General features: G+C 37.7%; 26 protein-coding genes, 1 tRNA gene and 1 pseudogene. 14 read left to right on the top strand and 14 right to left on the bottom strand.

Annotated features, from left to right (window positions below; genetic code table 11):
• Positions 1-9: 9 nt before the first annotated feature.
• The 3 genes from AC1M9E_RS04560 to AC1M9E_RS04550 all read right to left on the bottom strand — a co-directional run bounded on the left by AC1M9E_RS04560 (position 10) and on the right by AC1M9E_RS04550 (position 3,375).
• A complete protein-coding gene (locus AC1M9E_RS04560; protein WP_488225066.1) occupies positions 10-894 on the bottom strand; it encodes a recombination directionality factor in 885 nt (294 codons plus the stop codon).
• A gap of 190 nt (positions 895-1,084) precedes the next feature.
• Positions 1,085-2,125: a YqaJ viral recombinase family nuclease gene (locus AC1M9E_RS04555; protein WP_488225195.1), complete on the bottom strand. Its 1,041-nt coding sequence runs from the start codon at positions 2,123-2,125 to the stop codon at positions 1,085-1,087.
• 215 nt (positions 2,126-2,340) lie between these two features.
• Positions 2,341-3,375, bottom strand: coding sequence for a DUF932 domain-containing protein (locus AC1M9E_RS04550; protein ID WP_488225065.1), 1,035 nt, complete (start codon positions 3,373-3,375; stop codon positions 2,341-2,343).
• 632 nt (positions 3,376-4,007) lie between these two features.
• On the opposite strand from AC1M9E_RS04550, the gene AC1M9E_RS04545 reads away from it, so the two are divergent.
• From AC1M9E_RS04545 to AC1M9E_RS04535, 3 genes are read left to right on the top strand one after another with little or no spacing between them, the layout of a single operon-like run.
• Positions 4,008-4,361 (top strand): hypothetical protein, encoded by a 354-nt coding sequence (locus tag AC1M9E_RS04545; RefSeq protein ID WP_488225064.1) that lies wholly within the window; start codon positions 4,008-4,010, stop codon positions 4,359-4,361.
• Positions 4,362-4,403: 42 nt separating this feature from the next.
• Complete coding sequence (locus AC1M9E_RS04540) at positions 4,404-5,042, top strand: DUF805 domain-containing protein (protein ID WP_488225063.1); 639 nt, start codon at positions 4,404-4,406, stop codon at positions 5,040-5,042.
• Between the two features lie 38 nt (positions 5,043-5,080).
• Positions 5,081-5,809: a hypothetical protein gene (locus AC1M9E_RS04535; protein ID WP_488225062.1), complete on the top strand. Its 729-nt coding sequence runs from the start codon at positions 5,081-5,083 to the stop codon at positions 5,807-5,809.
• 58 nt (positions 5,810-5,867) lie between these two features.
• Here AC1M9E_RS04535 and AC1M9E_RS04530 read toward each other — a convergent pair whose 3' ends face one another.
• On the bottom strand, positions 5,868-6,140 hold the full coding sequence (locus AC1M9E_RS04530; RefSeq protein WP_488225061.1) for a hypothetical protein: 273 nt from the start codon (positions 6,138-6,140) through the stop codon (positions 5,868-5,870).
• Between the two features lie 99 nt (positions 6,141-6,239).
• The gene (locus AC1M9E_RS04525; protein WP_488225060.1) at positions 6,240-7,118 is read right to left on the bottom strand and encodes a YagK/YfjJ domain-containing protein; all 879 of its coding nucleotides are present in this window, start codon (positions 7,116-7,118) and stop codon (positions 6,240-6,242) included.
• A gap of 402 nt (positions 7,119-7,520) precedes the next feature.
• Between AC1M9E_RS04525 and AC1M9E_RS04520 the strand changes: the two genes are divergently transcribed.
• Positions 7,521-8,408, top strand: coding sequence for a hypothetical protein (locus AC1M9E_RS04520; protein ID WP_488225059.1), 888 nt, complete (start codon positions 7,521-7,523; stop codon positions 8,406-8,408).
• On the opposite strand, the gene AC1M9E_RS04515 is transcribed toward AC1M9E_RS04520, so the two are convergent.
• The 3 genes from AC1M9E_RS04515 to AC1M9E_RS04505 all read right to left on the bottom strand — a co-directional run bounded on the left by AC1M9E_RS04515 (position 8,402) and on the right by AC1M9E_RS04505 (position 11,245).
• On the bottom strand, positions 8,402-9,541 hold the full coding sequence (locus AC1M9E_RS04515; protein WP_488225058.1) for a tyrosine-type recombinase/integrase: 1,140 nt from the start codon (positions 9,539-9,541) through the stop codon (positions 8,402-8,404). The genes AC1M9E_RS04520 and AC1M9E_RS04515 overlap by 7 nt on opposite strands.
• A gap of 232 nt (positions 9,542-9,773) precedes the next feature.
• Positions 9,774-11,006: a tyrosine-type recombinase/integrase gene (locus AC1M9E_RS04510; RefSeq protein ID WP_488225057.1), complete on the bottom strand. Its 1,233-nt coding sequence runs from the start codon at positions 11,004-11,006 to the stop codon at positions 9,774-9,776.
• A gap of 163 nt (positions 11,007-11,169) precedes the next feature.
• A tRNA-Arg gene (locus AC1M9E_RS04505) sits at positions 11,170-11,245 on the bottom strand.
• 187 nt (positions 11,246-11,432) lie between these two features.
• Here AC1M9E_RS04505 and AC1M9E_RS04500 point away from each other — a divergent pair.
• From AC1M9E_RS04500 to AC1M9E_RS04470, 7 genes are all read left to right on the top strand, one after another.
• Positions 11,433-12,368 carry an ABC transporter ATP-binding protein gene (locus tag AC1M9E_RS04500; RefSeq protein WP_481595579.1) on the top strand — a complete coding sequence of 312 codons (936 nt, stop codon included), beginning with the start codon at positions 11,433-11,435 and terminating at the stop codon, positions 12,366-12,368.
• On the top strand, positions 12,365-13,138 hold the full coding sequence (locus tag AC1M9E_RS04495) for an ABC transporter permease (RefSeq protein ID WP_092766033.1): 774 nt from the start codon (positions 12,365-12,367) through the stop codon (positions 13,136-13,138). The genes AC1M9E_RS04500 and AC1M9E_RS04495 overlap by 4 nt, the downstream gene beginning before the upstream one ends.
• Positions 13,138-13,956 carry an NADPH-dependent 7-cyano-7-deazaguanine reductase QueF gene (gene queF, locus AC1M9E_RS04490; RefSeq protein WP_481591331.1) on the top strand — a complete coding sequence of 273 codons (819 nt, stop codon included), beginning with the start codon at positions 13,138-13,140 and terminating at the stop codon, positions 13,954-13,956. Before AC1M9E_RS04495 ends, queF begins: the two co-directional genes overlap by 1 nt.
• Positions 13,957-13,981: 25 nt before the next feature.
• Complete coding sequence (locus AC1M9E_RS04485; RefSeq protein ID WP_092766031.1) at positions 13,982-14,635, top strand: hypothetical protein; 654 nt, start codon at positions 13,982-13,984, stop codon at positions 14,633-14,635.
• Between the two features lie 309 nt (positions 14,636-14,944).
• Positions 14,945-15,886 carry a lytic murein transglycosylase B gene (mltB, locus tag AC1M9E_RS04480; protein ID WP_481607136.1) on the top strand — a complete coding sequence of 314 codons (942 nt, stop codon included), beginning with the start codon at positions 14,945-14,947 and terminating at the stop codon, positions 15,884-15,886.
• A gap of 283 nt (positions 15,887-16,169) precedes the next feature.
• On the top strand, positions 16,170-16,781 hold the full coding sequence (locus AC1M9E_RS04475) for a septal ring lytic transglycosylase RlpA family protein (RefSeq protein ID WP_218947276.1): 612 nt from the start codon (positions 16,170-16,172) through the stop codon (positions 16,779-16,781).
• A gap of 171 nt (positions 16,782-16,952) precedes the next feature.
• A complete protein-coding gene (locus AC1M9E_RS04470; protein ID WP_481586624.1) occupies positions 16,953-17,396 on the top strand; it encodes an Mpo1 family 2-hydroxy fatty acid dioxygenase in 444 nt (147 codons plus the stop codon).
• 49 nt (positions 17,397-17,445) lie between these two features.
• On the opposite strand, the gene AC1M9E_RS04465 is transcribed toward AC1M9E_RS04470, so the two are convergent.
• The 6 genes and pseudogenes from AC1M9E_RS04465 to rpsB form a co-directional block, all read right to left on the bottom strand.
• Positions 17,446-17,763, bottom strand: a complete 318-nt coding sequence (locus tag AC1M9E_RS04465) for an AzlD domain-containing protein (protein ID WP_481607062.1) — start codon at positions 17,761-17,763, stop codon at positions 17,446-17,448.
• A gap of 2 nt (positions 17,764-17,765) precedes the next feature.
• Positions 17,766-18,463 (bottom strand): annotated as a pseudogene (locus tag AC1M9E_RS04460) (AzlC family ABC transporter permease).
• Positions 18,464-18,556: 93 nt separating this feature from the next.
• A complete protein-coding gene (locus tag AC1M9E_RS04455; RefSeq protein ID WP_481607063.1) occupies positions 18,557-19,372 on the bottom strand; it encodes an AraC family transcriptional regulator in 816 nt (271 codons plus the stop codon).
• A 104-nt stretch (positions 19,373-19,476) separates the two neighbouring features.
• Positions 19,477-19,989, bottom strand: coding sequence for a DUF3465 domain-containing protein (locus AC1M9E_RS04450; protein WP_481589746.1), 513 nt, complete (start codon positions 19,987-19,989; stop codon positions 19,477-19,479).
• A gap of 113 nt (positions 19,990-20,102) precedes the next feature.
• Complete coding sequence (gene tsf / locus AC1M9E_RS04445; RefSeq protein WP_035265686.1) at positions 20,103-20,978, bottom strand: translation elongation factor Ts; 876 nt, start codon at positions 20,976-20,978, stop codon at positions 20,103-20,105.
• 140 nt (positions 20,979-21,118) lie between these two features.
• Complete coding sequence (gene rpsB, locus AC1M9E_RS04440) at positions 21,119-21,871, bottom strand: 30S ribosomal protein S2 (protein ID WP_035265684.1); 753 nt, start codon at positions 21,869-21,871, stop codon at positions 21,119-21,121.
• Positions 21,872-22,080: 209 nt separating this feature from the next.
• On the opposite strand from rpsB, the gene map reads away from it, so the two are divergent.
• The 3 genes from map to AC1M9E_RS04425 all read left to right on the top strand — a co-directional run bounded on the left by map (position 22,081) and on the right by AC1M9E_RS04425 (position 25,561).
• The gene (gene map, locus AC1M9E_RS04435; RefSeq protein WP_035265682.1) at positions 22,081-22,905 is read left to right on the top strand and encodes a type I methionyl aminopeptidase; all 825 of its coding nucleotides are present in this window, start codon (positions 22,081-22,083) and stop codon (positions 22,903-22,905) included.
• A 263-nt stretch (positions 22,906-23,168) separates the two neighbouring features.
• Positions 23,169-24,257 carry an OmpW/AlkL family protein gene (locus AC1M9E_RS04430; RefSeq protein ID WP_081403241.1) on the top strand — a complete coding sequence of 363 codons (1,089 nt, stop codon included), beginning with the start codon at positions 23,169-23,171 and terminating at the stop codon, positions 24,255-24,257.
• A gap of 233 nt (positions 24,258-24,490) precedes the next feature.
• Positions 24,491-25,561 (top strand): OmpW/AlkL family protein, encoded by a 1,071-nt coding sequence (locus tag AC1M9E_RS04425; protein WP_092766025.1) that lies wholly within the window; start codon positions 24,491-24,493, stop codon positions 25,559-25,561.
• Positions 25,562-25,685 lie beyond the last annotated feature (124 nt).

Genomic DNA, 25,685 nt, shown 5'->3' with positions numbered 1-25,685 from the left:
CTGTCCGATTCAATTCAACGCAGTCACGGAACCTTTTAACCCCTGTTGAATATTAAAGGATTCATTTTGTACGACTGACTGCTGTTGCTCCTCTGTCTGATAAAACTCATCTACCACATCCAATCCCTCCTCTAAATCCATTTCAAACTTCGCATTAGCAAAGCCCTGTCTTGCTATCTGATCGAGTGCCTCTTGATTAAATCCTGCCTGCTTACTTTGCTGATCAATCTCATGTGCTGTGTGAGTCGCAGACTGCAAATCAACGCCTTCCCTCAATGTTAAATCCACGTAATACACCGGCTGACGATAACTTTGCGTTGTACTTTTACCTCGTAACGTCAATTGCAGTGGCAAGCATGAAAGCAAGCCATTCGACGCTGCATGGTAGTAGCTCAGTCGAGCTGCCAAAGTCCGTATGCTGTTAAAGCCTGTTGTTCTAAAAATGAATGTGCCGAATTCATCCGACTCATCTAAATTCACATGCAAACGACCATAAGGTTTGCAATGCCCGCCCTGAGCTAATGGACACAAATCAGGTGAAGGACACGGATGCTGTTCAACGCCTTGATTGGTTAAACGCCGACAGGTCTGACCATCACCGACACAGACAGGTCGTCCAGTCTGACGATCAAATAAGGTGTATTCTGCTCGTAGGTTCAGATCAGGATCATTAAAGATCATGCGTACAGGAATTGAACGGAGCTTCTGATTGGGTGAATTCGCTCGAAGCTGTTCATCTAATGGGTGCTTGACCCATCCTTCTTTATTTTGGATTTGTGAGGTAATAGTAAATTGGTCATCTTTCTCAGGTAGACGTTTACCATTCTTTTCCACGACTCGACCAATACTGATACGCCCAAGTGTAGGCGGTGTGATCGCTAGACCTTTAATCATTTTAATACTCCAATTAAATCTTTAAGGCGTAGGGTTCTTATATGTAAGTTTCAACGACTGCTATAAAGTAGACATAATTACTAAAAAGCGAGTGTTGACTGCAAAAATCGCGACCGATTTGCTCTCTACAAATGTTGTAGAGAGCGGGGAGCGATTTTTGTGCATTTTTGATGAGGTGAATGATGTGGGCTTAGTCGGTATAGATATTGAAGCGACGACTCCCCTGTCTTTTTAGTGGATATTGTTCAATAAGATCAGGCTGATGCTTGAGTAGAGCTTTGGTATCCAAACTGACACTGTCATTGGCTTTCTTCCAAACCACCGAACCACGACTGAATGTTGCACGCTGTGCATCCTTCATCATCATTTGGATTTGATGCTTTAGCCCATCAAAACGTTCTTGTTTATGCTGAATCTCTTCTTTCAGTTTGATCAGCTTATCGAACATGTGATTGGCTGTTTCATTCTGTGATAAATCTTCAACGGTCAGCGGCACATGGATTGGATACAACTGTTGGATGGCTTTGGCTGCCGATTCACTCGCATCTACTGAAGGGGGTGTATCCTTTTCCACACATTCCCAGAAGTAACGTTCTGCATTAATAATGTGCTGAATCACAGATTCAGAACGAGTGACTTTAAAGATTTTAGTTTCATGCCCACAGAGCAATACACACACATGGGCTGCCTGTTTTCCTGTCACTGCCAACTGGTGCTGTACTTGACAAAGTACATAGAGTGGCACACCATCACGCCACAACTTCGCCCCATGCTCCCCTGCTGTTTTACATTCAAGGATCTGAACTTGATCACTGCCCACTACGGAATAATCCAAGTTAGCTAACATGAAATGCTTGTCTGGATCAGGGTGCTGTAAAACTGCATTGACTCGACGTACCTTATTGTTGGTGTGCTTGCTGTAATACTCAGCCACCAATGGTTCAAGCTGTTTGCCCCAATACAGTGGGGCAACACCTGTGCTTTCATCTTCAATGGATTGTGTTTGACGACCTGTTTTGATCAGCCACAGTTCAAGCATCGACATATATGGGTTTAATCCACATGCCGTAGCTGCATCACTACTGCCAATACCTTGTTTACGGAATTCAAGCCAATCTTGATACGCCATATCTTTGGTACTGACTAAGCGTTTTGCAGAGTTAGCTCTTTTAGTTGTGGTTAATGGATTTAATGCTGTTTGAACACCTACCTGTATAGGCTGATTAGACATCGGTGCGATTTGATTCATGGTTCTATCCTTATAAATTTCAGTTTTTGTAAAAAAGAAACGCATAAAAAAGCCATACCCGACACGAGGTCGGGTATGGCGATATGGATGCTGATTCAGATTGTGGATTGTGAGTTGAAAGTAGAGCAAATTACGTGTGTGCTGTATTCAGCGATTGTTGAGACTTGTAGGGTTAAGGTTGGATGGATTACATGAGCTTAGGCTATCAAAGATAAAGCCTGTTCGAGTCCACGTTGTTTAAGACCTGCGCCTGCACCAAACCATGCTGAATCGAGACGATGATCCGTACTCATGGCACGACGTTCATGATCAACAAGTTCAGTGATCGAACAGAGTAAGCCATAAGCCGTACCTTTAGCAGATGAAAGTTCTGCTCCTCGTCCCTGACCATTAAACATGTCGAGTGCTTTAGTCATGGCTCTTCCATTGGGTTCAGTTTTGTTTTGCTGTGGTGGGTTGCTTGCTACCTGACGATAGAACTGAATGATGTTCTCTTCAGGATCGTTTATTGACATGGTGCTATTGTTGAACACAGCATCAAAGTAAGCTTTGGCTTCCTGTTGACTGACTTTACGTTGCGAGAGCTGTTTCATTTCATACATGTGCTCATCCCATGCACGCACTGAAATACCCAATTGCTGCTTCACCTTCTCTGCATCGAACTTGGTGCTGTGCGGCACTTTGACTACACCTGAACTTGCAGTTGCACCTTTCAGGGCTATCGCAAGCGTGTTGTTACACACGACTCGAATACTGGTGAATTGTGCTGTAGTTGCTAGCGTACCATCACATGCAGAGGCAAGGAGCACATAGCCATTACTAACATCCTTTCCTTTCAACGCTGTGCTTTGACCTGTACGTGCTAAAGCCCAGAACTTCTTACCACCTTTCAGCACGCCTGCTGTTTCTAACTCAAAGCCAGATTGTTCAGTCAGATCACGGTAGAACTCTAGAATTTCTTTAGGTTGTACTTCCTGATAACGCTGACTGACCACAGATAACGGTGCATGAGTATCTGAGCGATACAGCACACGTTGTTCTTCAAAGGGCATGATGATGCTTTGACCACGTTCATTCTGAGCCATGTAACTGACATTGGATGATTCGATGCGCCAATCCATGCCTGCTTGTTGTGCCCAAACCTCGAGTGGCTGATTTGGACTGAGTTGATTCCCTAAGCCATGCCAAGGGGTTTCGCCCACATAGGCCATTTGTTCTAATTGATGTGCCATGCTTTTAACCTCTATATTTGTGCAATCTTCAGCTGCATAAAAAAAGGCCTGCTGGGGAAGCAGACCAAACTTGGACATGTAGATATTCAATCACTGTGAAATCTACAAAAGATTCATTTAGATGTTATATATCTCTATTTTTTTATAATTGATGGATACATTTGTTTAAAATTCAGCTTAAAGTTTAGCTCGGTCAAATTGACCTAAACCCTTTCAACGATTATGATTCTAGCGCTGGCCTACATTGCCAGTCGGTTTTAGCAGACCGTAGATCCAAGCAAGAAATGGCTCAGGTTATTTCTTGGGAATCCTCTCGTCTCCCTTTTTTCTTAATGGTAGGACGGAAGGGGGACACCTACGGGTGTGCTGGTTCCTTGGATCCCAGTCTGCTAACCCCTTTTCGTTCTGCCACCATTAATTAGCAGTAATGCGGTAGAACTTCTTAATTCCAAGGAGTCAACCATGACCAATTTTTCTTATTTATATCCCTCGCCTTCATTGCAGCGAATGAATACCCAACGCTTTTGTATGGGTGTGTATTCACACAAATCAAAATAATTACATTCACCCACATTTTTTGGTGATTACTTTTTAACTTAGCCTTTCTTTGAGGAAGGTATGAGTGTTTTGTCATGAAAAAATTTTGCTTTTTGATGCTCATCATTTTTGGGATAAGTGCTTGTCATTCAGATTCGTCTTCACCTGTATCTGTACGTCTTGACCTCATGCCGAATCAATTCTATATCCCTAACAATCCCTATACCCCTGCTTATTTCAATTCCGTGAGTATTCAAGCAACTAAAGATCAAGTCACTATAGAAAACATTGTCATTAATCGTGGGCAATGTCCTTTATCTTCGTGGAGAAAACGCATGTCCACACTGAAGTTTGGGCAAAGCTATCAAAGTGTTATCGATTGCCACATTGAGCAAGTCAGAGAAGTCACCGTTAAGACCAATCAAGGTGAATTTACTTTTAATTTTTAACACGCTTTTACATCAATATTTATAAATAATGAGGACATAATAATGAAAGGTAAGATTTTAGATTTTTCAGTACAAGATCAAACAGGTCTAATTCTTGGCGACAATCAACAACGCTTTACATTCGACATTCACGAATGGAAGGATTCTCTCGCTCCAGTACGTGGACTATCGGTAGATTTCGACGTCAACTCAGAACAACAAGCAATAGCCATTTATCTGGATATCCATCAGCAACAACCGAGCCATGCATCTCAAACCCTTGGTTCCGACTCAAATAATACGCTTCAACAAGATGAATCTAGTCAGTCAAACCCATCATTGTTGGCTAAATTTGAAAAGTCTGAAAATCATTATCGTCAAGCCATTATCGCTTGCTTTAAAAAGTTTGCTGATTTTAAAGGCCGTGCACGTCGTCGTGAGTTTTGGTATTTCGAACTCTTTTGTGTATTGCTCAGTCTTTTGCTTAGTCTGTTTAGCGATAGCTTAGCCACTTTGGCAATGCTCATTACTTTCATTCCAAACCTTGCTGTCAGTGTAAGACGTTTGCATGACATCGGTCGTTCAGGCTGGTGGATGCTCTTGGTCTTTATTCCCATCATTGGCATTTTGTGGCTTTTGTTTTGGGCGACTCAAGAAGGCACTACAGATTCAAATCAATATGGTGAATCACCTAAAAACTAAAACACGATTCTTTATATTACTAATTCAAGGATTTCAGCATGAAAAAAAGAATTCTATTCCCTAGTTTGATCGTCTGTTTGGCATTATTCGGTTGCCAACAAAAAGATACAACGAATGATCAAGTAGACACACAGGCACAACAAAATAGTGAGCCTACACCACCATCGGGAATCAAACATTCTAAATTAGGAATAATGGCAATCGAAAGCTATGCTCAAGCTGAGCTACAAACATTGCTTGATTCTGAATTTCCCAATACTTATACCGCTTTACCTCTTCTCAATGTGCAATATCTTCGTCGAGATGATCAAGGTCTTTATCTCTATTCAAGCAGTTTAAGATTTAAAGAAAATAGTTCAGGGCAAATTCTGGGTTGTGATCAGTCTGAAATATCGTGGAATATTGACACCAATGACATTGGTATCGGACTTCAAGGTAGTTGCTTTAATGCTGTAGATGATCAGACTGAATATTCAGGAGATCATTCATCACAAACTATTCCCAAAGAATCACCTATTAAAATTAGCCTTGAGCCTAATCCTGCTCATAACTTTATGTCGATTCTCAAAATTCAATCTGTGGTGGATGAAGTAACGGTACAAGACGTTCATTTAAACCGTGGAAACTGTCCACTTTACGCAAAAATGAATAGTCCTCGCAAAGTCACTTTTGGCAACTGGATTTCAGTGGATGCCAATTGCAATAAAAATAAAATTATTGAAGTGACGATTTCAACAGATCAAGGTGACTGGATCTTTAAGCCTTAAGAAAACCAAAGTCACGTTAACAACATGGGAGCAATACCACTCCCATGTTTTTTTTAATTTAGTAAAACTTTTGTCCACAATGTTGGCAATGAAAATAAGAATGTGTCACTGCTGTAGATTGACTCCCAAATACATTATCTAACAGCCCACCTACAACAATGCCTGCAATACCTCCAACTAATGGTGAGATCGGTAAGCTTTTGGAGAGGGTCGCTCCGATTGTGGCAAATGATGCAGAGGATGAGAAAATATTCTGAGAAGGATGATTTGACGGTTGTGGCATGATACGGACAACATGCTCCGAATGGCAGTATGGACAGTTAATTTGCATAAAATATACCTCTATAAAAGAAAAAGGCTTATCACTAGATAAGCCTTGAAAGAGAAGATGTTTCTCATCTAGATGATATATATTCATAATGTTTTTTAATTAACGTTGAGACATGCCAAAGGTTCGCATTCTTTTACTGGTCTTCACTCTCAAATATTGATCTTTATCAGGTCGTGCTAAATAAGAAAGCGTTGAACGCATCTTCTTGGCTTGATAAGGAACATTACTAAAAATAACACCAACACCTAAAACATCTTGTTCTTCATATTGCTTTAAGTATCTACGATCATGACAGTTGAAGTAGTTACCATCACCTAATGTAATCTCTTCCCATAATTCACCTATAGCTTTGGCAATAGGCCATGCATTGGTTCGTTTACGCTCATCAAAAACTAATGCAATATGGCAGTGGTAACCTTTCCTCTCTCCCTGCTCTATTGCCCATACAAGAAGTAATAGGTCATCTCCATAAATAGATCGATTGATTCTTCTGCGCAGTACTTCTAAATCATGATCAACCTGCTCGATATCTGGACTCATCGAATAAGCTAAATCCACACGAACCACCAATAAAGCAGAATAATCTTCTTGCAGCTCAATCAATCGTGTATCTAGCTTATCTGCATTTAATCTTTCGTTATAACGGTGTTGACGTATTTCATTTAAGTGGTCAGCTCTTGCCTGTTTGAAATATTTTTGCCATTCATTAAATGACCTTTGTTTTAACCGATTGTAAAGGGAATGTTCTGTTTCACACCTCAAATCATAATCGTACAATAAACAACAAAAGAGATCGATTAAGCGTGAATAGCTAAAATCAGGATTGTAAACTTGATGAAAATCTAAAAGAAGATCTGTAAAGTTTTCATAGAATGATCTTGGTTGTCTTCTTGACTCCATGATTGATAGAACAAACCTCTCTATTTCTATTAATAATAATGCTTCTTTAATTTCATTATGGTTAAGGTTTACATTCATGTTCACTTACCTTTAGTTTGGGACTATAGGAAGTGACTAATGTGTATTTTTTAAAATATAAGTGAATGAATCATTCGCTTAGTGTTAGTAACTAAATAAATAACAAAGTCATTACACTAACACTTAGATCTTTTGTATATCAATAAATAGGCTTACCTATACGGCCTAGTCATTACTTACTTAGAATTTAGCATGATCTACATTAACTTTAATAGGTCAAGTTATCCGACACTTAAAAAATATCTAAAGGCCCATTTTTCGAAGTTCACAGTGTTGAGATTCCATAATATAAGTACACAAAAAAAATTAAACCATTGATAAATATTAAATTACAAATTAATAAAAAAAACAAAAATACTATATGATATACTACAGAAATACTACATATAAACTACGAAAATTATGCCTTTAAATTTTTACAAAAATGACTATTTTCATGAATTCTCCAAAGAGTTTAAAGAAGAGGAATTAATCTGGGCCGTGTACGAATGGTGTTTAATCCATCATAAAATGGATTATCAAAAATACTGGCTTTTTTTAAATGAAAAGCAAAGCTTCGAGTCATTATTAGAATTTATTAATCTAGAATTTACTCGGTGCTCACAAAGACAATTTGATTATTTTATTAATAGATGCCTGTCCAAAAGAAGAACACTCATTCCTTATCAGCAATTAAAGTTTTTATCGAATGATAGACGTTTATGCTGGCTAATTATTAATACTTTATTTAGGCTAAACTTAGATAATGACATTCCGATAGAAGATAATTTAATTACAATTAATCCTTATTTTTCACTTCTGTTTAATATCTTCAATGATGATGAAATAACACTTGAGCAGATACATTTCTACAGAAATAAATTGTACAGTGATTTGAAACCCGAATCAGTACTCAAAAAATACATAAACACATCTGATTTTAATGAATGGGCTTTAAATTATACAAAAAAAAATTATGACTGGCGTCTCGAACCTATCCAAAATAATCCTAAAAATAGTAAAGAAGCATATGATTTGTTTTTGATTTTTTGGGATAATCAATGTTTTCAGAATACTGATAAATATATTATAGACATTCAAAAATTAAAAAAAGCTTGGCAACAAAAACAATTTAGAGATAAGGGTGGTCTTAAAAAACAATACCATCTTCCTTTAACCAAAAAGACTAAATCACAATTAGTAGCACTAGCTGAAAAAATGAATATTTCTGAAACAAAAGTTTTAGAAAAATTAATTGAAGATGCGTACCAAAATGAGATGCTTGATGAAAAAGGAAAGGCTCTTTATTGAGCCATCCATTCTTTAACCTTATCTCCGTACCACTCCATGATCTTCACACGCTCATCCCAATACTGTGCTCGGTTATATGCAGAGCGAATACGGTTCTGTGGTACATGTGCAAGCTGGCGTTCAATGGCATCAGGATTAAATAAATTTGACTCATTTAATACTGTACTGAAAAGTGATCTAAAACCATGTGTTGTCATACGACCTGTATAACCTGAGCGCTTAATTACAGCCAAAATGGATTCACTACGCATGGGCTCTTTGTTATTCAAACGATGTGGAAATAATAAATCTTGATTATGTGTTTTACGTAATGCCTGAAGTTCATCTATCATCATATCTGTTAGGGGTACACGATGGGGTAAACCGTTCTTCATACGTTCCGCAGGGATATCCCATTTACGCTCTTCTAAATCAAACTCGTCCCAACGTGCTTTTAGTAACTCACTTACTCGAACGCCCGTCAACATGATCAAAATAATTGCATGATGCGTTTTCTCGTCGGCAGGATAGGCTTTAATACATCTAAGAAATTCAGGCATTTCATTTTCTGATAAAGAGGCTAAGTTCTTTACTTTTCTATTCTTAAGGGCATAAACCAAATCACTTGCTGGATTGTCATATCTATAGCCATGTGCAATGGCATATTTCATCACCATGCCACAACGGGATAACGTGCGTTTAGCAATTTCGGTAGATCCTCTTGCCTCAATCTTTTTGATGACTTGCAATATCTCCGGTGCTTGGATCTGATTGATGCGTTTATTGGCAAGCGTACTGTAAAGCTCATCTAAAGATGCTCGTACATTACTGATATGCTTGATTGACCAAGTCTCTCTTTGATTCTCAAACCAATCTTCAGCTACCTCTTTAAAAAATGGTTTGGTATCTTCATGCAAAACTGACTTAGAATGTTTGTATTTAAGTTCTAGTGCAAGCTCCCTTGCTCTTTTTAAACTCAAGTCAGGATATGGACCAAGCGACTCTGACTTTCGTTCACCATGAACGGTATAGCGTACATTCCAGTATTTTTGTCCTGCTGGCGTCACAAGAAGTGAAAGACCATTTTCATCTGAGAGACGGTATCGCTTTTCTTTTGGTGTCGCTTTCCTACATTCGGTATCGGTGAGTTTCATGTGTATTTACCCTTTATCAATCGTAAAATTATTGGGTAAATTTTCCCAATAATTACCCACTAAAGGCAAAAATTGGGTCACACAGCTTAGGATAAGGTCGGATAAGACAGCCAATAAAAAAGCCCTTAAACATTAAGTTTAAGGGCTTTTTACATTCAGTCGAACTTCTCTGAATTGAATTTTGGTGGAGATGGCGGAAACTGAATTCGCTTGCTACATTTAAGTTTACTGATCAGTCCACAGTCTTATACATTAACTTATCTAAATAATCAGACCATGCTTGCATCATAACCGTACGTTCTTCTAAGTATTTTGTACGGTTGTATGCTCTTCCATGCATATCACGAACCTGATGAGCAAGTTGCTGTTCAATCCGTTCGATAGGAAACTTTAATACTTCATCTAATAGTGTTCTGGCAGTCGCTCTAAAGCCATGACCTGTCGTTTCACCATTTTCAAAACCATATTGCTTTAATCGTTTGTTAATAGTTGACTCGCTAATCGTTTTAGACTGATCTCGCATCGATACAAAGCAATACTCCGTATAACCTGTTATCTGGTGCAATTCTTTGAACAAGGTCATAACTTGATCTGACAAAGGAACAATATGCTGTAATGCCGTTTGATTCTTTGTCTTTGAAGGGGTGTATTTCCAAACTCGATTTTCAAAATCAATGTCTGCCCACTTCGCTCCTCTTAATTCTCCTGGACGCACAAAAACATGAGGTAATATTTTCACGGCATAATCTATCGCGATATCACCACGGCCAACACTATTATTAATATTCCTCAATAACTGTCCTAGCTTTTGCTCATCTGTGATCGCTGATCTATGCTTGGTTTTACCAACTTTTAAGATCCCACTAATTTGATCTGCCACGTTAAATTGACACAAGCCTAAAGCAATCGCATAACGGAAGACTTGGGATGCTTTGCTTCTCATGCGCTTTGCTGAATCTGTCTTACCCTGCTTTTCGTAAATACGACAAACTTCTAAAATTTGTGATGGAGTAATACTATCTATTGGATAATCCCCAATTGCAGAATACAACTTACCCCAAACAAATTGATTCCGTCGTTGAGTACTAGGCTCTAATTCCTCTGTCTTTCTATATTCATCTGCGATTAAACCGAAAGTATTTTGGCCTAATTTAGCTTCTTCTTCATTTTTCTTCACAACCGCTGGATCTATATTTTGGGCGAGTAATTCTCGACATTCAGTTCTTTTTGCTCGTGCATTTAGCAACGATACCTCTGGGTATGTTCCAAAAGAAATGCTATTACGTTTTTTAGTGATTGGGCGAGCATAGTCCCACCTCCAATATGAGTTACCATTCTTATCAATGATAAAAAACAATCCTTTACCATCGGCTAGTTTGGTTTGAACATTGGTTGATAACTTTTTATGTGCATTTACAGCTGAACGAATCTGTGTATCTGTCAGATTTACAATTATTTTTGGCATTTTTACGGTAAGCCTTTGCAATAATTTTGAAATTACCGCAAAAATTACCGCAAAAAACTTAAATAACCTAAAACATGCTCGGACTGTATCGGACAAGATAAAAACATAAGTTGTTTATTTTTAATGATTTTCGTATTTATTCGGATGAGGTAAAACAGTGAAATGGTGCGCTCAGCGGGACTCGAACCCACGCCACAGGCTTCGGAGACCTGTACTCTATCCAGTTGAGCTATGAGCGCATTTTAGGAAGTGCGCACATCATAACAAAAAAAACTCTAAGGTAAAGCAACTATATATCTTTCGAATTTTTAGTGCTCATGCTTTATACAGCGTTTCAACATCAAAACAGAGAATTCTGATTACAAAGCTTGGTTTATTTTTCAAGATCACTCACAATATCTCAACTTTTCACCATTCGAGATATTCATGACTGATGCATTGACCTTAAGGGATTTGTCGAAGACCTATCGAAATGGTTTTCAAGCACTAAAAGGAATTAATTTAGATGTTCCAGAAGGTGAATTTTATGCACTTCTAGGCCCTAATGGTGCAGGTAAATCAACCACTATTGGCATCATCAGCTCTCTTACAAAAAAAACTGCAGGAACTGTCCAGATTTTTGGTCATAACCTCGATACACATCCTTCTCAAGCTAAACAATGCTTGGGTGTAGTCCCTCAAGAGTTTAACTTTGCGCAATTTGAAAAGACTTTCGATATTTTAGTCACACAAGCAGGTTATTACGGCATTCCAAAAAAAGTTGCTGAAACTCGTGCAGAGGAGTATCTGACCAAATTAGGTTTATGGGAAAAACGTTCTACTCAAGCACGTATGCTATCTGGAGGAATGAAACGCCGCCTTATGATTGCCCGAGCAATGATGCATGATCCGAAACTGTTAATTCTCGATGAACCGACTGCTGGTGTTGATATTGAACTACGTCGCTCGATGTGGGACTTCTTAACAGAAATGAATCAGAAAGGTACATCTATCATTCTCACAACACATTATTTAGAAGAAGCAGAAGTACTGTGTCGCAAAATTGCAATTATTGATCGTGGCGTCATTAAAGAAGACACCACCATGAAGAACTTCTTAAATCAATTAAATGAAGAATCTTTCATTTTTGATTTGGCTGAACCTATAGAACCGATACAACTTGACATTATTGGTGTGAAATTTAATTTGGTTGATCCAGTGACCTTAGAAATTACGCTTGATAAAGCACATAGCATGAATGATCTTTTCCAACTTCTAGAATCACAGAACATTCAAGTTCGAAGTATGCGTAATAAATCAAATCGTTTAGAAGAGTTATTCGTCAAAATGGTCGAAAAGAATCTTGATGGAGCTGCGCAATGAATTTTAACCAACTCGCTGTAGCTTTATATACGATTATCCATAAGGAAATTCGTAGATTTATGCGCATTTGGCCACAAACATTGTTACCACCAGCAATTACCATGTCACTGTATTTTGTGATTTTTGGAAATCTAGTTGGTTCAAGAATTGGGGAAATGGGTGGCTTTACCTACATGCAGTTCATAGTACCTGGTCTAATTATGATGGCTGTCATTACTAATAGTTATGCCAACGTTTCATCAAGCTTTTTTAGTTCTAAATTTCAAAAAAGTATTGAAGAACTGATCATGAGTCCTGTGCCATTACATGCCGTACTTTGGGGTTATGTGCTTGGTGGTGTTGCTCGAGGCTTATTGGTTGCTATCATTGTGACTGCGATGAGTTTATTTTTTACTGACTTATATATTACCAACTGGTTCGTCACAATTTATACCGTCCTGATTACGTCACTACTGTTTGCATTAGGTGGATTTATTAATGCGGTCTATGCAAAGTCATTTGATGATATTTCGATTATTCCCACTTTTGTTTTAACTCCGTTGACCTATTTAGGTGGGGTGTTCTATGCAATTTCTGCATTAAGTCCATTTTGGCAAAATCTATCTTTGATTAACCCTGTCGTATATATGGTCAATGCATTCCGTTATGGAATTCTTGGCCATAGCGATGTAAATGTATCTATTTCTTTATTAGTAATCACAGCGTGTTGCGCCGTGCTATATGCGGTCGCTTATCACTTACTCTCCCGTGGTTCAGGAATGCGTGAATAATGAGCGTTGAACAATCTCTTTTAGGCAAAGACACCAACTATCCAACTGAATATCAACCTGAGGTGCTATTTCCAATTGCTCGCGCAGAAGCACGAGCGAAGTACGCACATGTAGACGGTATTCAACAAGGAATAGATTGGTGGCATATTTTTGAAATTTCTTGGTTGAATCTGTCAGGGATTCCTCAAGTTGCGATTGGTCGAATGCATCTTCCAGCTTCATCACCCAATCTCATTGAGTCAAAATCTCTAAAACTATATTTCAATAGTCTTAATTTTGCTCAATTTGAATCTCAAAATCAGTTTATTGAGACAGTCGAGCGTGATCTTTCTAAAGCAGCCAATGCAGAAGTCAGACTTGAATTATTCGATGTTGATCAATTGAATATTGCTCAGCCTGTAGGAATATGTATCGACCATTATGAGCCTGAACGTCTTGAAAACCACCCTGATGCGAGCTTACTCAAACTCGATGCAGTGTCTTCCGAAGAAATCGTTGAAATTCAATTATATTCGCATTTATTAAGAAGTAACTGCCCAGTCACAGGTCAGCCTGATTGGGGCACAGTTTTTTTAAGATATCGTGGCAAAAAACCTTGTTATCGTTCAATTTTAGCTTATATTATCTCCTATCGTCAGCATAATGGCTTTCACGAACAATGCGTTGAACAAATCTACGCAGATATTTGGGAAAACTTTAATCCTGAAAAGTTGATGGTATATGCGACTTATACACGCCGTGGTGGTTTAGACATTAACCCTTGTCGTGTATCGGACTTTGCATGGATGCCAAGCCCAATTCGATTGGCGCGACAATAAATTGAAGAATAGTTGAGGTTATACGATGTCATATTTTGGTTTTATTCCATCTGAATCTTTGTTAAAGAATATTCAAACTGGAATTGAGAAAAAAAATTCAAACGAACCACTTTACCCTTTGCGTGATCAAACTGCACTCGCTATTAATGATGAAATTATCGATGCAATTTTAGTTGAACTTGTACGTCGTTTCCCTGCAAGTGACAAACGAGAAACAGCTGAAAAACTTGCTGGTTATATTAAATCAACAGTATCGGTACTACTTAAACAGTTATTGGGTAAAGCACCAAATGACGTCGTGAGACAATCGATTGAATTCTCTGAAAAGAGTTTATTCAAAGATCCAGAGGGTAATTATCGTGTCGGTGCTCCATTACCCGCTGATTTAGTGACAAACTTAAAAAATAGCTTTGCAGAAGTACGTGCAGGCAATGATGTCAATCGTGCAGTTCTGTCTGAACAATACAAACAATTCGGTGAAGCTGCAGTTCGTCACTTTATGAATGATTTTAATAAGACCCTAGATCTGGGTATGATTAAACGTAAGGCGTCTGATATCGCTTCTTCAGCGGTCATCAAAGCGGTTCATATTGCTATTGATAAGCTCATTCCTAACTTTACTAAAGAAGAATTGTTAGCTACAGCTGAATATCATGACACGCTATTTATTCAAGAATAAATCAGACTAATCAAAAACCTAGCTTCTGCTAGGTTTTTTTATGTTTTAAAAATAGTTCATCAATATTGAATAAATAAAAGACATAATTCATCCATTTTTACACTTTTTATGTAGGTTTTTGTGAATCCATCACGACCTAATGTTATCTTAATAAACATTGCGATTAATCAAATGATGTTGAACTTTTAATCCTTATCAACACTTATACCTTTGCATCTACCACCGATAATAATTGGATCTGCTGCTGTTATGTTATTTGAAAATTTTAATGTTAAATTACAACGTATTGCTTTAGCACTCAGTGCGTTTATGATCACAAGTTTTGTTCAAGCCAATGACTTCGCTCAACATCCTCAATATCAAAATTTTAAACTAAAAACGATGCAGACCTATGGTTTGAGTGCTGAGCAAGTTGACTGGGCCATGAATGGATCAAAAAACCTACCAAATATTATCCACATTATGAATCGCCCAGGAGAAAGCAAGCCTTGGTACGAATATAAAAAGAATTTTTTAGCAGAAAGTACAATTCAACGTGGTGTGCGTTTTAAAAATCAATATGCAGACACTTTAAATCGAGCAGAACAGCAGTTCGGTGTTCCCCAGTCCATCATTCTCGGTATTCTCGGCGTAGAGACAGGTTTTGGAGCAAATAAAGGTTCATTCATCACACGTGATGCACTAGCCACTTTAGGGTTTGGATATGAACGACGTGCACAATACTTTCAAGACGAATTAAGCGCTTTGATTGCATGGTCTTATAAGGACGGCATTCCAGCTAATTCAGTCGTTGGCTCTTATGCTGGTGCTGTGGGCTATCCTCAATTTATGCCAAGCAATATTCCGAAATTTGGTGTGGATTATGACGGTAATGGTCATATCGATCTCAGAAACTCTGCTGTAGATGCAATTGGTTCTATTGCAAATTATCTTGCTCAACATGGTTGGCAACGAGATCAACCGATTGCTTTTGCCGCACGCTACCAAGGAAATAATGCGGATGCCATCATAGCCAAAGACTTAACACAACCTACTCCATATGGTGCATTAAAAGTTCAAGGCATTAGCCCACTCAATCCTATTGTTAAAATAGATGACTTAGACATGGTCAATGTGATTCAACTACAAGAAAATTATGGACCAGCTTATTACCTTACATATCCTAATTTTCAAGTCATTACGACCTATAACCGTAGTCGAATGTATGCAACTGCACTGTGGCTTTTAGGGACTGAAATCGCGAGTAGATAAATATAAATCTACTTGTTTTCACAAAAGTCAATAAATATTTTTGTGATTAAGTTCACTATTTGCACATTTTACATATTTTGTTACACTATTGATTAATTTTTAACCATATTTTGTGATAATTTGTCGTTTTTGTAACTAAAGTGAAAATAAAGCTAGACACTTTTGTATCAGGATGAATATCATCCACTACCGTTAAATGCAGTTGCACAAGTAAATTTACAGACCATTTAGGTTAATTATCAGCAACTTAGATAATTAACTTAGGGTTCCAAGGAGTTAAACGATGCATGCTTCGCTGAAAATGTTATCAATATTAGGTATTAGTTTGGCTTTGACTCAAACTCATGCCGAGTTGGTTCAATCCTCTTATCTAAATAATGATGTTGACCAATCAAGTCTTGCTTCACGCGTGATTAGCAAAGACTCTACAAGTTTCAATTCACACTTCTCGAATTTAAACAGTTTAGCAATTACTGAAAGTTCAGGTGATAAAATTCGTCGTGAAACAATCGCAGCGAAAATTCAAGTACCTGTTGAAGAGCCTTCAGTGATTGACAAACTTAATAATGTTGCTTCAAACACTGTTCGTCGTTTTAGCCAAACAGGTGTTGCTTCTTGGTACGGTCGTCAATTTCATGGTCGTAAAACTGCAAGTGGCGAGACGTTTGATATGAATGCACTTACTGCAGCGCATCGTAGCTTACCGCTTAATTGCTATATTCGTGTAACAAATAAATCAAATGGTAAAAGCGTCGTTGTTAAAGTAAATGATCGCGGCCCATTTCATGGTAATCGTGTTGTAGATTTATCTTACGGTGCTGCGAAATCTCTTGGTATTACCAATGCTGGTACTGCGCGTGTCAGCATCGAACGTGTGGATGGTCCAAATTCTTAAGTTTTCATGATTCAGCGAAGCATTTAACGAAAAGCCACTCATCGAGTGGCTTTATTATTTTTAATTGTTTCGATGTGACCAATATACAAAAAAGAATCTTGATTTATCATCTTATGTCATACTGTCTTTTATAGAATAAATAAAATTCAAATAATCAGCGAAGGAAATAGGATGAAGACAATTACAGAATGGTTAGATGAATATAGTGATAGCCATCAAAACCCAACCAATAAAACATTACACTGGATTTGCGTACCCACGATTCTATTCTCGATCATTGGCATACTTGCTCATTTCAGCGCATTACTGACTACCCTTTTACTGGTGTTAACACTTATTTTTTATGCAAGATTAGATCTTGTACTCGCTGTTGCAATGGCAGCGTTATTATTGGTCATGTCTTGGCTTATTATTATTCTTCCATTCGGGAAAGGATTCTATATTGCTCTATTCGTTTTGGCTTGGATAGGTCAATTTTACGGGCACAAAATTGAAGGGAAAAAGCCATCTTTCTTTAAAGACCTCCAATTCCTTCTAATTGGCCCTCTATGGTGTATGGATGCCTACCTAGATAAGATACTACCCAATTGGAAATCACGCCAAATCAGCGCTTAAATTAGCAAATACAGCATGGGTTAAATTAGAATTTAATTTAGCCCGATGTTCATACTCTAATTAAGTAATTTATGAGATAGAAAAACAGTAAAGTAAAAACTAAATTACTGATAACTTTTTGACTTATTACCGCAAGCAGTACACAAAACATTGCTGCCCATAAATAGTGATTACTCGACATAACCCTTAATTCTGCTGCTTCATAAAACACAATCGGTACACATATTGCAGTCAACAAACATGGCGCAGAATATTTCAACATCTTTTTCAAAATTCTAGGAAGTGGCACATTTACCCTTGGCTCCAAGAATAAATATCGATTAATAAAGATCATGATCGACAACCCCAGCAAAAGTATCCAGCTCATTTTTAATCCCCTTCTGTTGTTTGCCATTTTTCAACTATCACACTGGCAAACATTCCACATAGACCAGAAATAATTAACGCTGCATTTACTTGGTAAGCTTCTAAAATTAAAGAAAAAATTATGGTAATCACAACACCAACAAGTATTGTAAGATTTTTTATCATTGGCACTATAATTAATATAAGCAGTGCAACGACTGAGAAATCAAGATGCAAATTTGATAAATTAGGAATGAAGTGAGCAAGCACAATCCCAAATAAACTAAATATCAGCCAAAAAATATATAAACAAAGTCCAGCTCCAAATAAATATGCGAATGAGCGTTGTGATTTATTTTTTACTCCAACCGCAAATAATTCATCCGTCAGCAGAAAGCCAAATACAATACGTTTAAATAGTGGAAATTTACTAACATCATTTCGAAAATTAAGCGCGTAAATTAAATGCTGACTCGTCAGAAAAAATATCGTCAGATAGATTGTCATCAGCGAAGCCTGCCCCGAAACCAATCCTAAGCTCACTAATTGTGCAGCACCAGCAAACATAAACAATGACATTGCAAAAGCTTGTATCGCATTCAATCCAGTCTGTATCGCCAAGGAGCCAGCCAATACCCCCATGGCATGACTGCAATTGCCAACGGCATAATACCCAGCACACCATGTATAAAATTCTTTTTTGTATCACTCATCTTTTTCATCAATACATCTTAATCTGATTCACTTATCGATTATTATCATCTGATGAGTAATGATTGATCTTGAATAATATTGCGGCGCAAATTTAAGGAAAATTAATAGTTCAAAAGATATTGTCTAGGCGTTACACCTATTGCACTTTTAAAATGTCGATTTAAATGACTCTGATCAGAAAATCCAGTGAGTTGTGCAACCTCAGTTATTCGCACCCCCTGCTTAAGCAATTGTTTGGCTTTTTGAATTCTTCTTTGAACAAGCCAACTATGTGGAGGCAATCCCGTATGTTTTTTAAATTCACGTAATAAATGCCATGGGCTTGTATCTACATATGCAGACAACTCGTGTAGAGAATAGTCATGTTCAGGAAAACTACTCATAAGTTCTTTTATTAGTTCAACTTTTTTTCTCATTTCTGGTGTGTTGATTGGACTCAATTTCGCCCGTCCATAGCAATAGATCAATCTGGCAAATGTCGTCAAATAGAGGCTTTCTTTAAGCAAAGTATCCTCGCCCTGCTCAAATAAATCGAATAAAAATACTAGTTGCCTCGCCAAACCCAAATCATGAATCACTGCATCCGAGAACCATGGAACTGCATTCTTGGTTGTAAAAAAATCTCGACTCAGATCTAATATCATTTCAGGTGTTGGGTAAATTGCTCGATATTTCCAACCAGTTTCCACAGCGGATGAACCAGTATGTATTTCATCAGCATTCACCAGAATAATATCGCCTTTAGGTGCGATATGAAGCTTTCCAGAGCGGTAAAAACTTTGTGCCCCATCTTCAATGACACCAATACAATAGCCCTCATGAGCATGTTTTGAAAATTGCTTACGTTGAAATTGAGCTTTTAATAATTCCAATCCGCCCAATTCTTTGAAATGAAGATAATTAGCAGACTCTTGCATCTTTTTTCTGGATATTACGCCTATAAAATTGCATAAAAACTATCACGCCTGCATTTTAAATCTAGAATGAAATTGCTCATCTCATATATTTATTTTTATAAAAATTATTGATAACTTCGACCCTGATGCTTTAACCAACCATCAATATGCAGTTTTTTAGGATCATGGTGAGTCCAATGAATTACACCACCCTTGTCGGTATATTCATATTCACCATAGAACTCGACGATATCCCCTTTTTGAATATTCTCAACACGTGGTGCCAAGTCTATATTATGAGCTACCAAAACTGTCTGACCATGATTAAGTTTTAAAATAAATTTCTGATGTCTAGATCCTTCATTATCATCATTTAATATTGCAACAACTTCTCCAGAAGCCCTAACTTGCACATCACTCATCTTTTTTTGAAAAAGTGTCGCTATTTTTGCGGCATCATCATTATCCGCAGAGGATAGTTCTCGTTGGTTAGCATCATTATATTGAGTACTTGCATCTGTAGGATTTAGTGCGTGCTCATTACTCTGTTTTAAATCCTGTTTTAAATCGACACCGAAATATGCTGCGACCAACACTGCAATTAACGCAACAATACTCATTTTTGATTTCTGAGACATATTGATCTCTAAGTTATATTTTTATTTCATCCTAAAGTTTATATCATTTAGACTCATCAAAAAAAAGAAAAAGCCCTTAAAGGGCTTTTTCTTTTTCAAAATAATTGAATCAATTATTTTGCAGCAGCTTGAGCAGCAGCAACTTCTTCAGCGAAAGAAAGTTCAGCTTTTTTCTCAATACCTTCACCCACTTCGAAACGTACGAATTGAGCAACAGTTGTACCTGTAGACTTAAGAACATCAGCAACTTTCTTGTCGTTGTCGATAACGTACATTTGACGCTCAAGAACAACTTCATTTAAGTATTTTTCAACTGAACCAGTTACCATTTTTTCAACGATATTCGCTGGTTTACCAGATTCAATTGCTTTTGCTTCAGCAATTTCTTTCTCTTTAGCGATTAACTCAGCAGAAACACCTTCAGCATTTACAGCAACTGGGTTGAACGCAGCAACGTGCATTGCGATACCTTTACCAGTAGCAGCATCACCAGCAAATGAAACTACAACACCGATTTTTAAACCGTGTTTGTAAACTGCAAGGTTTTCACCTTCAACGATTTGAGCACGACGAACTTGAATGTTTTCACCGATTTTTTGAACAAGCGCAATACGAGCTTCTTCTACAGTTGCACCATCTTCAAGTTTCAATTCAGCAATTTGAGCAGCATCAGTTACATTCGCAGCAAGCGCAGCAGCAGCAACTTTCGCAGAGAAACCAGCAAAGTTTTCGTCTTTAGCAACGAAGTCAGTTTGACAGTTTACTTCTAAAAGAATTGCTTTATTGCCTTCTTGAGCAATTGTAATCGCGCCATCAGCAGCAATGTTACCTGCTTTTTTAGCAGCTTTTGCTTGACCAGATTTACGAAGGTTGTCGATCGCTAACTCGATATCGCCACCAGCTTCTGTCAACGCTTTTTTACATTCCATCATTGCTAGACCAGTACGATCACGCAACTCTTTAACCATGCTTGCAGTAATAGCAGTCATGTTATTCTCCTAAATTCGGTCGAGATATGTATCTGTTAACAAAAACGGCCCAAATTAATCATCTGGGCCGTTTTCCTTGATTGATGCTTAAGATGCCACGATTACGTGTCGCAAAAATGACAAATCCGCATCAAATCGCATTAAGCCTCAGGAGCTTCTTTAGCAGCTTCTTCGCCTTTAGCTTGCGCATTAGCTTGAGTTTGAGCGTATTCTTTACCAGCAATAATCGCATCAGCCATCGCAGTAGCGTAAAGAGTTACAGCGCGGATCGCATCATCGTTACCAGGAATAACGAAATCAACGTTATCTGGGTTAGAGTTAGTATCAACGATACCGATTACTGGAATACCAAGGTTCTTAGCTTCTTTGATTGCAATCGCTTCGTGGTCAACGTCGATGATGAACAATGCGTCAGGTAAACCACCCATGTTCTTAACACCGCCAAGAGCACGTTCAAGTTTTTCCATTTCACGAGTACGCTCTAAAGCTTCACGTTTAGTAAGCTTAGCGAAAGTACCGTCAGTAGACTGAGTTTGAAGATCTTTAAGACGGTTGATTGATTGACGAAGAGTTTTCCAGTTCGTCAACATACCACCTAACCAACGGTGATCCACATATGGTTGACCAGCACGTTGAGCTTGTTCACGGATGATGTTAGAAGCAGCACGTTTAGTACCAACGAACAATACTTTGTTCTTTTTGCTTGCTAGGTTGTTAACAAAGTTCAATGCATCATTTAACGCAGGAACAGTGTGCTCAAGGTTGATGATGTGAATTTTGTTACGCGCACCAAAAATGTATTGACGCATTTTTGGGTTCCAGAAGCGAGTTTGGTGACCGAAGTGCGCACCAGCTTGAAGAAGGTCGCGCATGCTTACGTTGTAATCTGCCATTTTCTTTACCTTAAAAGTTTGGGTTAGGCCTCCATATGTCCGCATTCTCCACCCTTACGGGCACCCAGAGTAATGTGTCGACATATGTGCGGATTTTATTAACCAACATATCATCCGATTAAGTGAATCTATTCACGAAAAGCATTTGATAAATTGGGCGGCTATTTATACCATAGTCACACACAAATTTCCAAAAGTTTTTAAAGATCATGAACAGTACTTATGAAGCACCACGTCGTTTAATTAAATCTGCTGAAGATATCGAAAAGATGCGTGTGGCGGGACGACTAGCGGCAGAAGTTTTGGATATGATCAAACCGCATATCAAGCCTGGTGTGAGTACACTAGAATTGGATACGATTTGTCATGATTATATTGTGAATAAACAAGATGCCATTCCTGCTTGCCTAGGCTATGGTGCTGCGCCTGGCCGTCCTGCATTCCAGCATACGATTTGCACATCAGTAAACCATGTGGTTTGCCACGGTATTCCCTCTGAAAACAAAATCTTAAAGAAAGGTGACATCTTGAATATTGATGTCACAGTGATTAAAGATGGATTTCATGGTGATACCAACATGATGTACATCGTGGGTGGCGAGACTTCTATTCTTGCAGATCGCTTATGCAAAGTTGCACAAGAAGCAATGTATCGTGGTATTGCTACGGTAAAACCTGGTTCGACGATCGGTGATATTGGTCATGCGATTCAAAAATATGTTGAGTCAGAGCGTTTCAGTGTCGTTCGTGAATATTGTGGTCATGGTATTGGCACTGTTTTCCATGATGAACCTCAAGTGCTTCATTACGGTCAACCAAATTCAGGCATGGTTTTAGAAGAAGGTATGACATTTACAATTGAACCAATGGTCAATGCTGGTGTATGGCAAACTAAACTTCTTGGTGATAAATGGACAGTTGTAACGAAAGATCATAAATTATCTGCGCAATATGAACATACTGTTTTAGTCACTAAAACAGGTGTCGAGGTATTAACTGCTCGCCCTGAAGAGGATTTATCCCGATTTCAATAATTTTAGTTAATTAATAAAGTTAAAAAAGTCAGACCAATTTAAATTGATCTGACTTTTTATTTTGCTAAGTCACTCAATAAGAAATAAATTCACAAACAAACCTAACAAATGTTGGATTTTTAAAATTTAAATTCATGATTTTTAAAAATTTTTTATCACAAAAATGAGTAAAAACGCTTTTCAAACTGATTCATTTTATGTTTATATAACGCTTAAAGAATGTAAAACAACAACTAGCAACAAAATCGGACAGGGAGTCCAAAATGACGAAAAAAGCATTCTGGTGCATGGTCGTACCTATTGTTTTTGCATCTACAACTATTTATGCAGAATCATCATTTTTTAATCTGGATGAAACTGAAGGGTTTAAACGATATTCAATTTCAGTCGGACCATTACATGTTATGCCTCAAGGTAAAGCCAAGGCACCTAAAATTCGTACAGCAGTAAAAAATGGTGAAGTTGCAAAAAATGGTGATATTACACTTTCTACAGTTTTTGAGAACTTAGATCCTGATAAAGAAAAAGAAAATCAAAGTATGCAAGCACTTTTGAAGATCGTTGATGCTTTTAGTGATACTTATCCAGCCAGTCAAAGTGGAACTTCAACTGTAAGCGGCATTGAAAGTTGGAGTATGGATGGTTCTGGAATGACTGCAGATGATGTCACAACACTTGGCATCATGATCAATTACCATTTCAACGATAAGATCTCATTCGAGAGTAAAGCTGGATTCCCCCCAAAAGTAGATATTCAAGGTAAAGGTAAGATTACAGCACCATTTACAGCCGAAGCTAATTCAACACTTTTAGGTATACCTTTACCAACAATCTATCTTAAGAATGATCTGCCAATTACAGATCTTGAAAGTCATGGAAATTCTATTGCGACAGCTCGTGCATGGACCCCAATGTGGGAATTGCAGTACCATTTTGGACAGACTGGGATCAATAAATTTAGACCCTATGTTGGGCTTGGACTTATGGTCGCATACTTCAATGAATTAGAATTGAATCCAAGTCTTGAAAAAGACCTAATTGATTCAGGTCACATGATTGCCAATATGAAAAATGGACGCGGTGGCGATGCATTAATTAAAGGTAAAAAAAGTACAGCAAATCCCAAGGTTAAACTTGAGTCCGAATTGAGTTTTGCGCCAATAGCCACGCTTGGGTTTACTTACGACTTCAATCAGAACTGGTTTGCAGTTGCATCTATTAGTTATGCACATCTAACAGGTAAAACCACAATTGAAGTCAACGATGATAAACTCGGAACATTATTTTCATCGGAAGTTGATTTAGAAGTAAATCCTATCATTGGTTATGCTGGTGTAGGCTATCGCTTCTAAAACACTTGAGGCATATTGAAGCCATACCCCAATATGCCCAACCTATCACAAATAAAGAAAAAATAAGACAATTAACACACACTTTAAAATCCAACTTATATCATATTTTTCAATAATTTAACAATTGTAAATTAGGATAATAAATTTGATTTCAAGTGAACAAACTGCTTTGCATTTAGATGATTTAATGAATATAAAATGAACTAAAAATTGGACATGGAGTCCTTCAAACAATGAAGAAGTTTTTAGTTCCTACATTATTCGCAAGTTCATTCTTATCTACTCTGAGTTATGCGGAGTCAGGATATTTCAGCCTTTCTGATGAGGGGTTTAAGCGTTTTTCAATTTCAGTGGGTGCATTACATGTAATGCCGCAAGGTAAGGCCCAACCTTTTAATGTAAAAACAGTCATAAATGACAATTATGAATCTAAAGTTGGGGACATTAATGCTTCCACAGTAATCGATAACCTTGACCCAGATCGTAAACCAAATTATTTAGTAGAAGGTATTGTTAAATTAATTTCTGCTTTTCAAGGCAATGTCTCAGGGGCTATTAGTGGAAAATCCTATATTAATGGATTAGCTGAATGGGATAATCCGAATACTGGCTTGGAGGCTGATAAAGTTACAACAGTTGGCATCATGAGTAGTTATCACTTTACAGATAATTTGTCTGTGGAAATAAAAGGTGGAATTCCACCTAAAGTGGATATCAAAGGTATTGGAAATATTAAAGCCCCCTTCTCAGCTACTGCAGCACCGTTAGGTGGAATTGCGGGGAACTTAGACCTCAAAAATAATATTCATATTACTAATCTAGAACAATCTTCAAAAGCTGCTGAAGCTAGAGCATGGACCCCTGCTTTTGAATTACAATATCGTTTTGGTGAGACCGGGATTAATAAATTCCGCCCTTACATTGGCGTTGGATTAATGTACGCTTATTTTAATGAGCTAAAAATGGATCCAGGTATTGAAAAAGATTTAGTCGCCGCTGGGCATATGATCCAAAATATTATTAATCAAAATGCTGGTGCAGCACTCGATAAGAAAGATACCAATGGAAAAATGAAAGTTAATTTAGAAGCAACTGATGTTTTTGCACCTATAGCTACAGTTGGATTCACCTACGACTTTAATGATACATGGTATGCAGTAGCATCTATTAGTTACGCTCACTTGCAGAATGAAACGAAGATCACAGTCGTCAATGAAAATACTGGACAAGAGTTAATCAACTCAAAAGCTGATATCGAGATTAACCCGATATTGGGCTATGCTGGGGTTGGCATGCGTTTCTAACGCATAGAGTAAGAAAAGAGGCAATTGCCTCTTTTTTTTGTAATCAAACAAAAACCAAACATAATTGGCAAATTATTACTACAATGTGTCTAAAAATAAATTTGATAATAAAAATACAAAAATA

This window comes from Acinetobacter sp. 24-47-47 (assembly GCF_057737035.1).
This window is presented reverse-complemented; position numbering and strand designations above follow the sequence as displayed.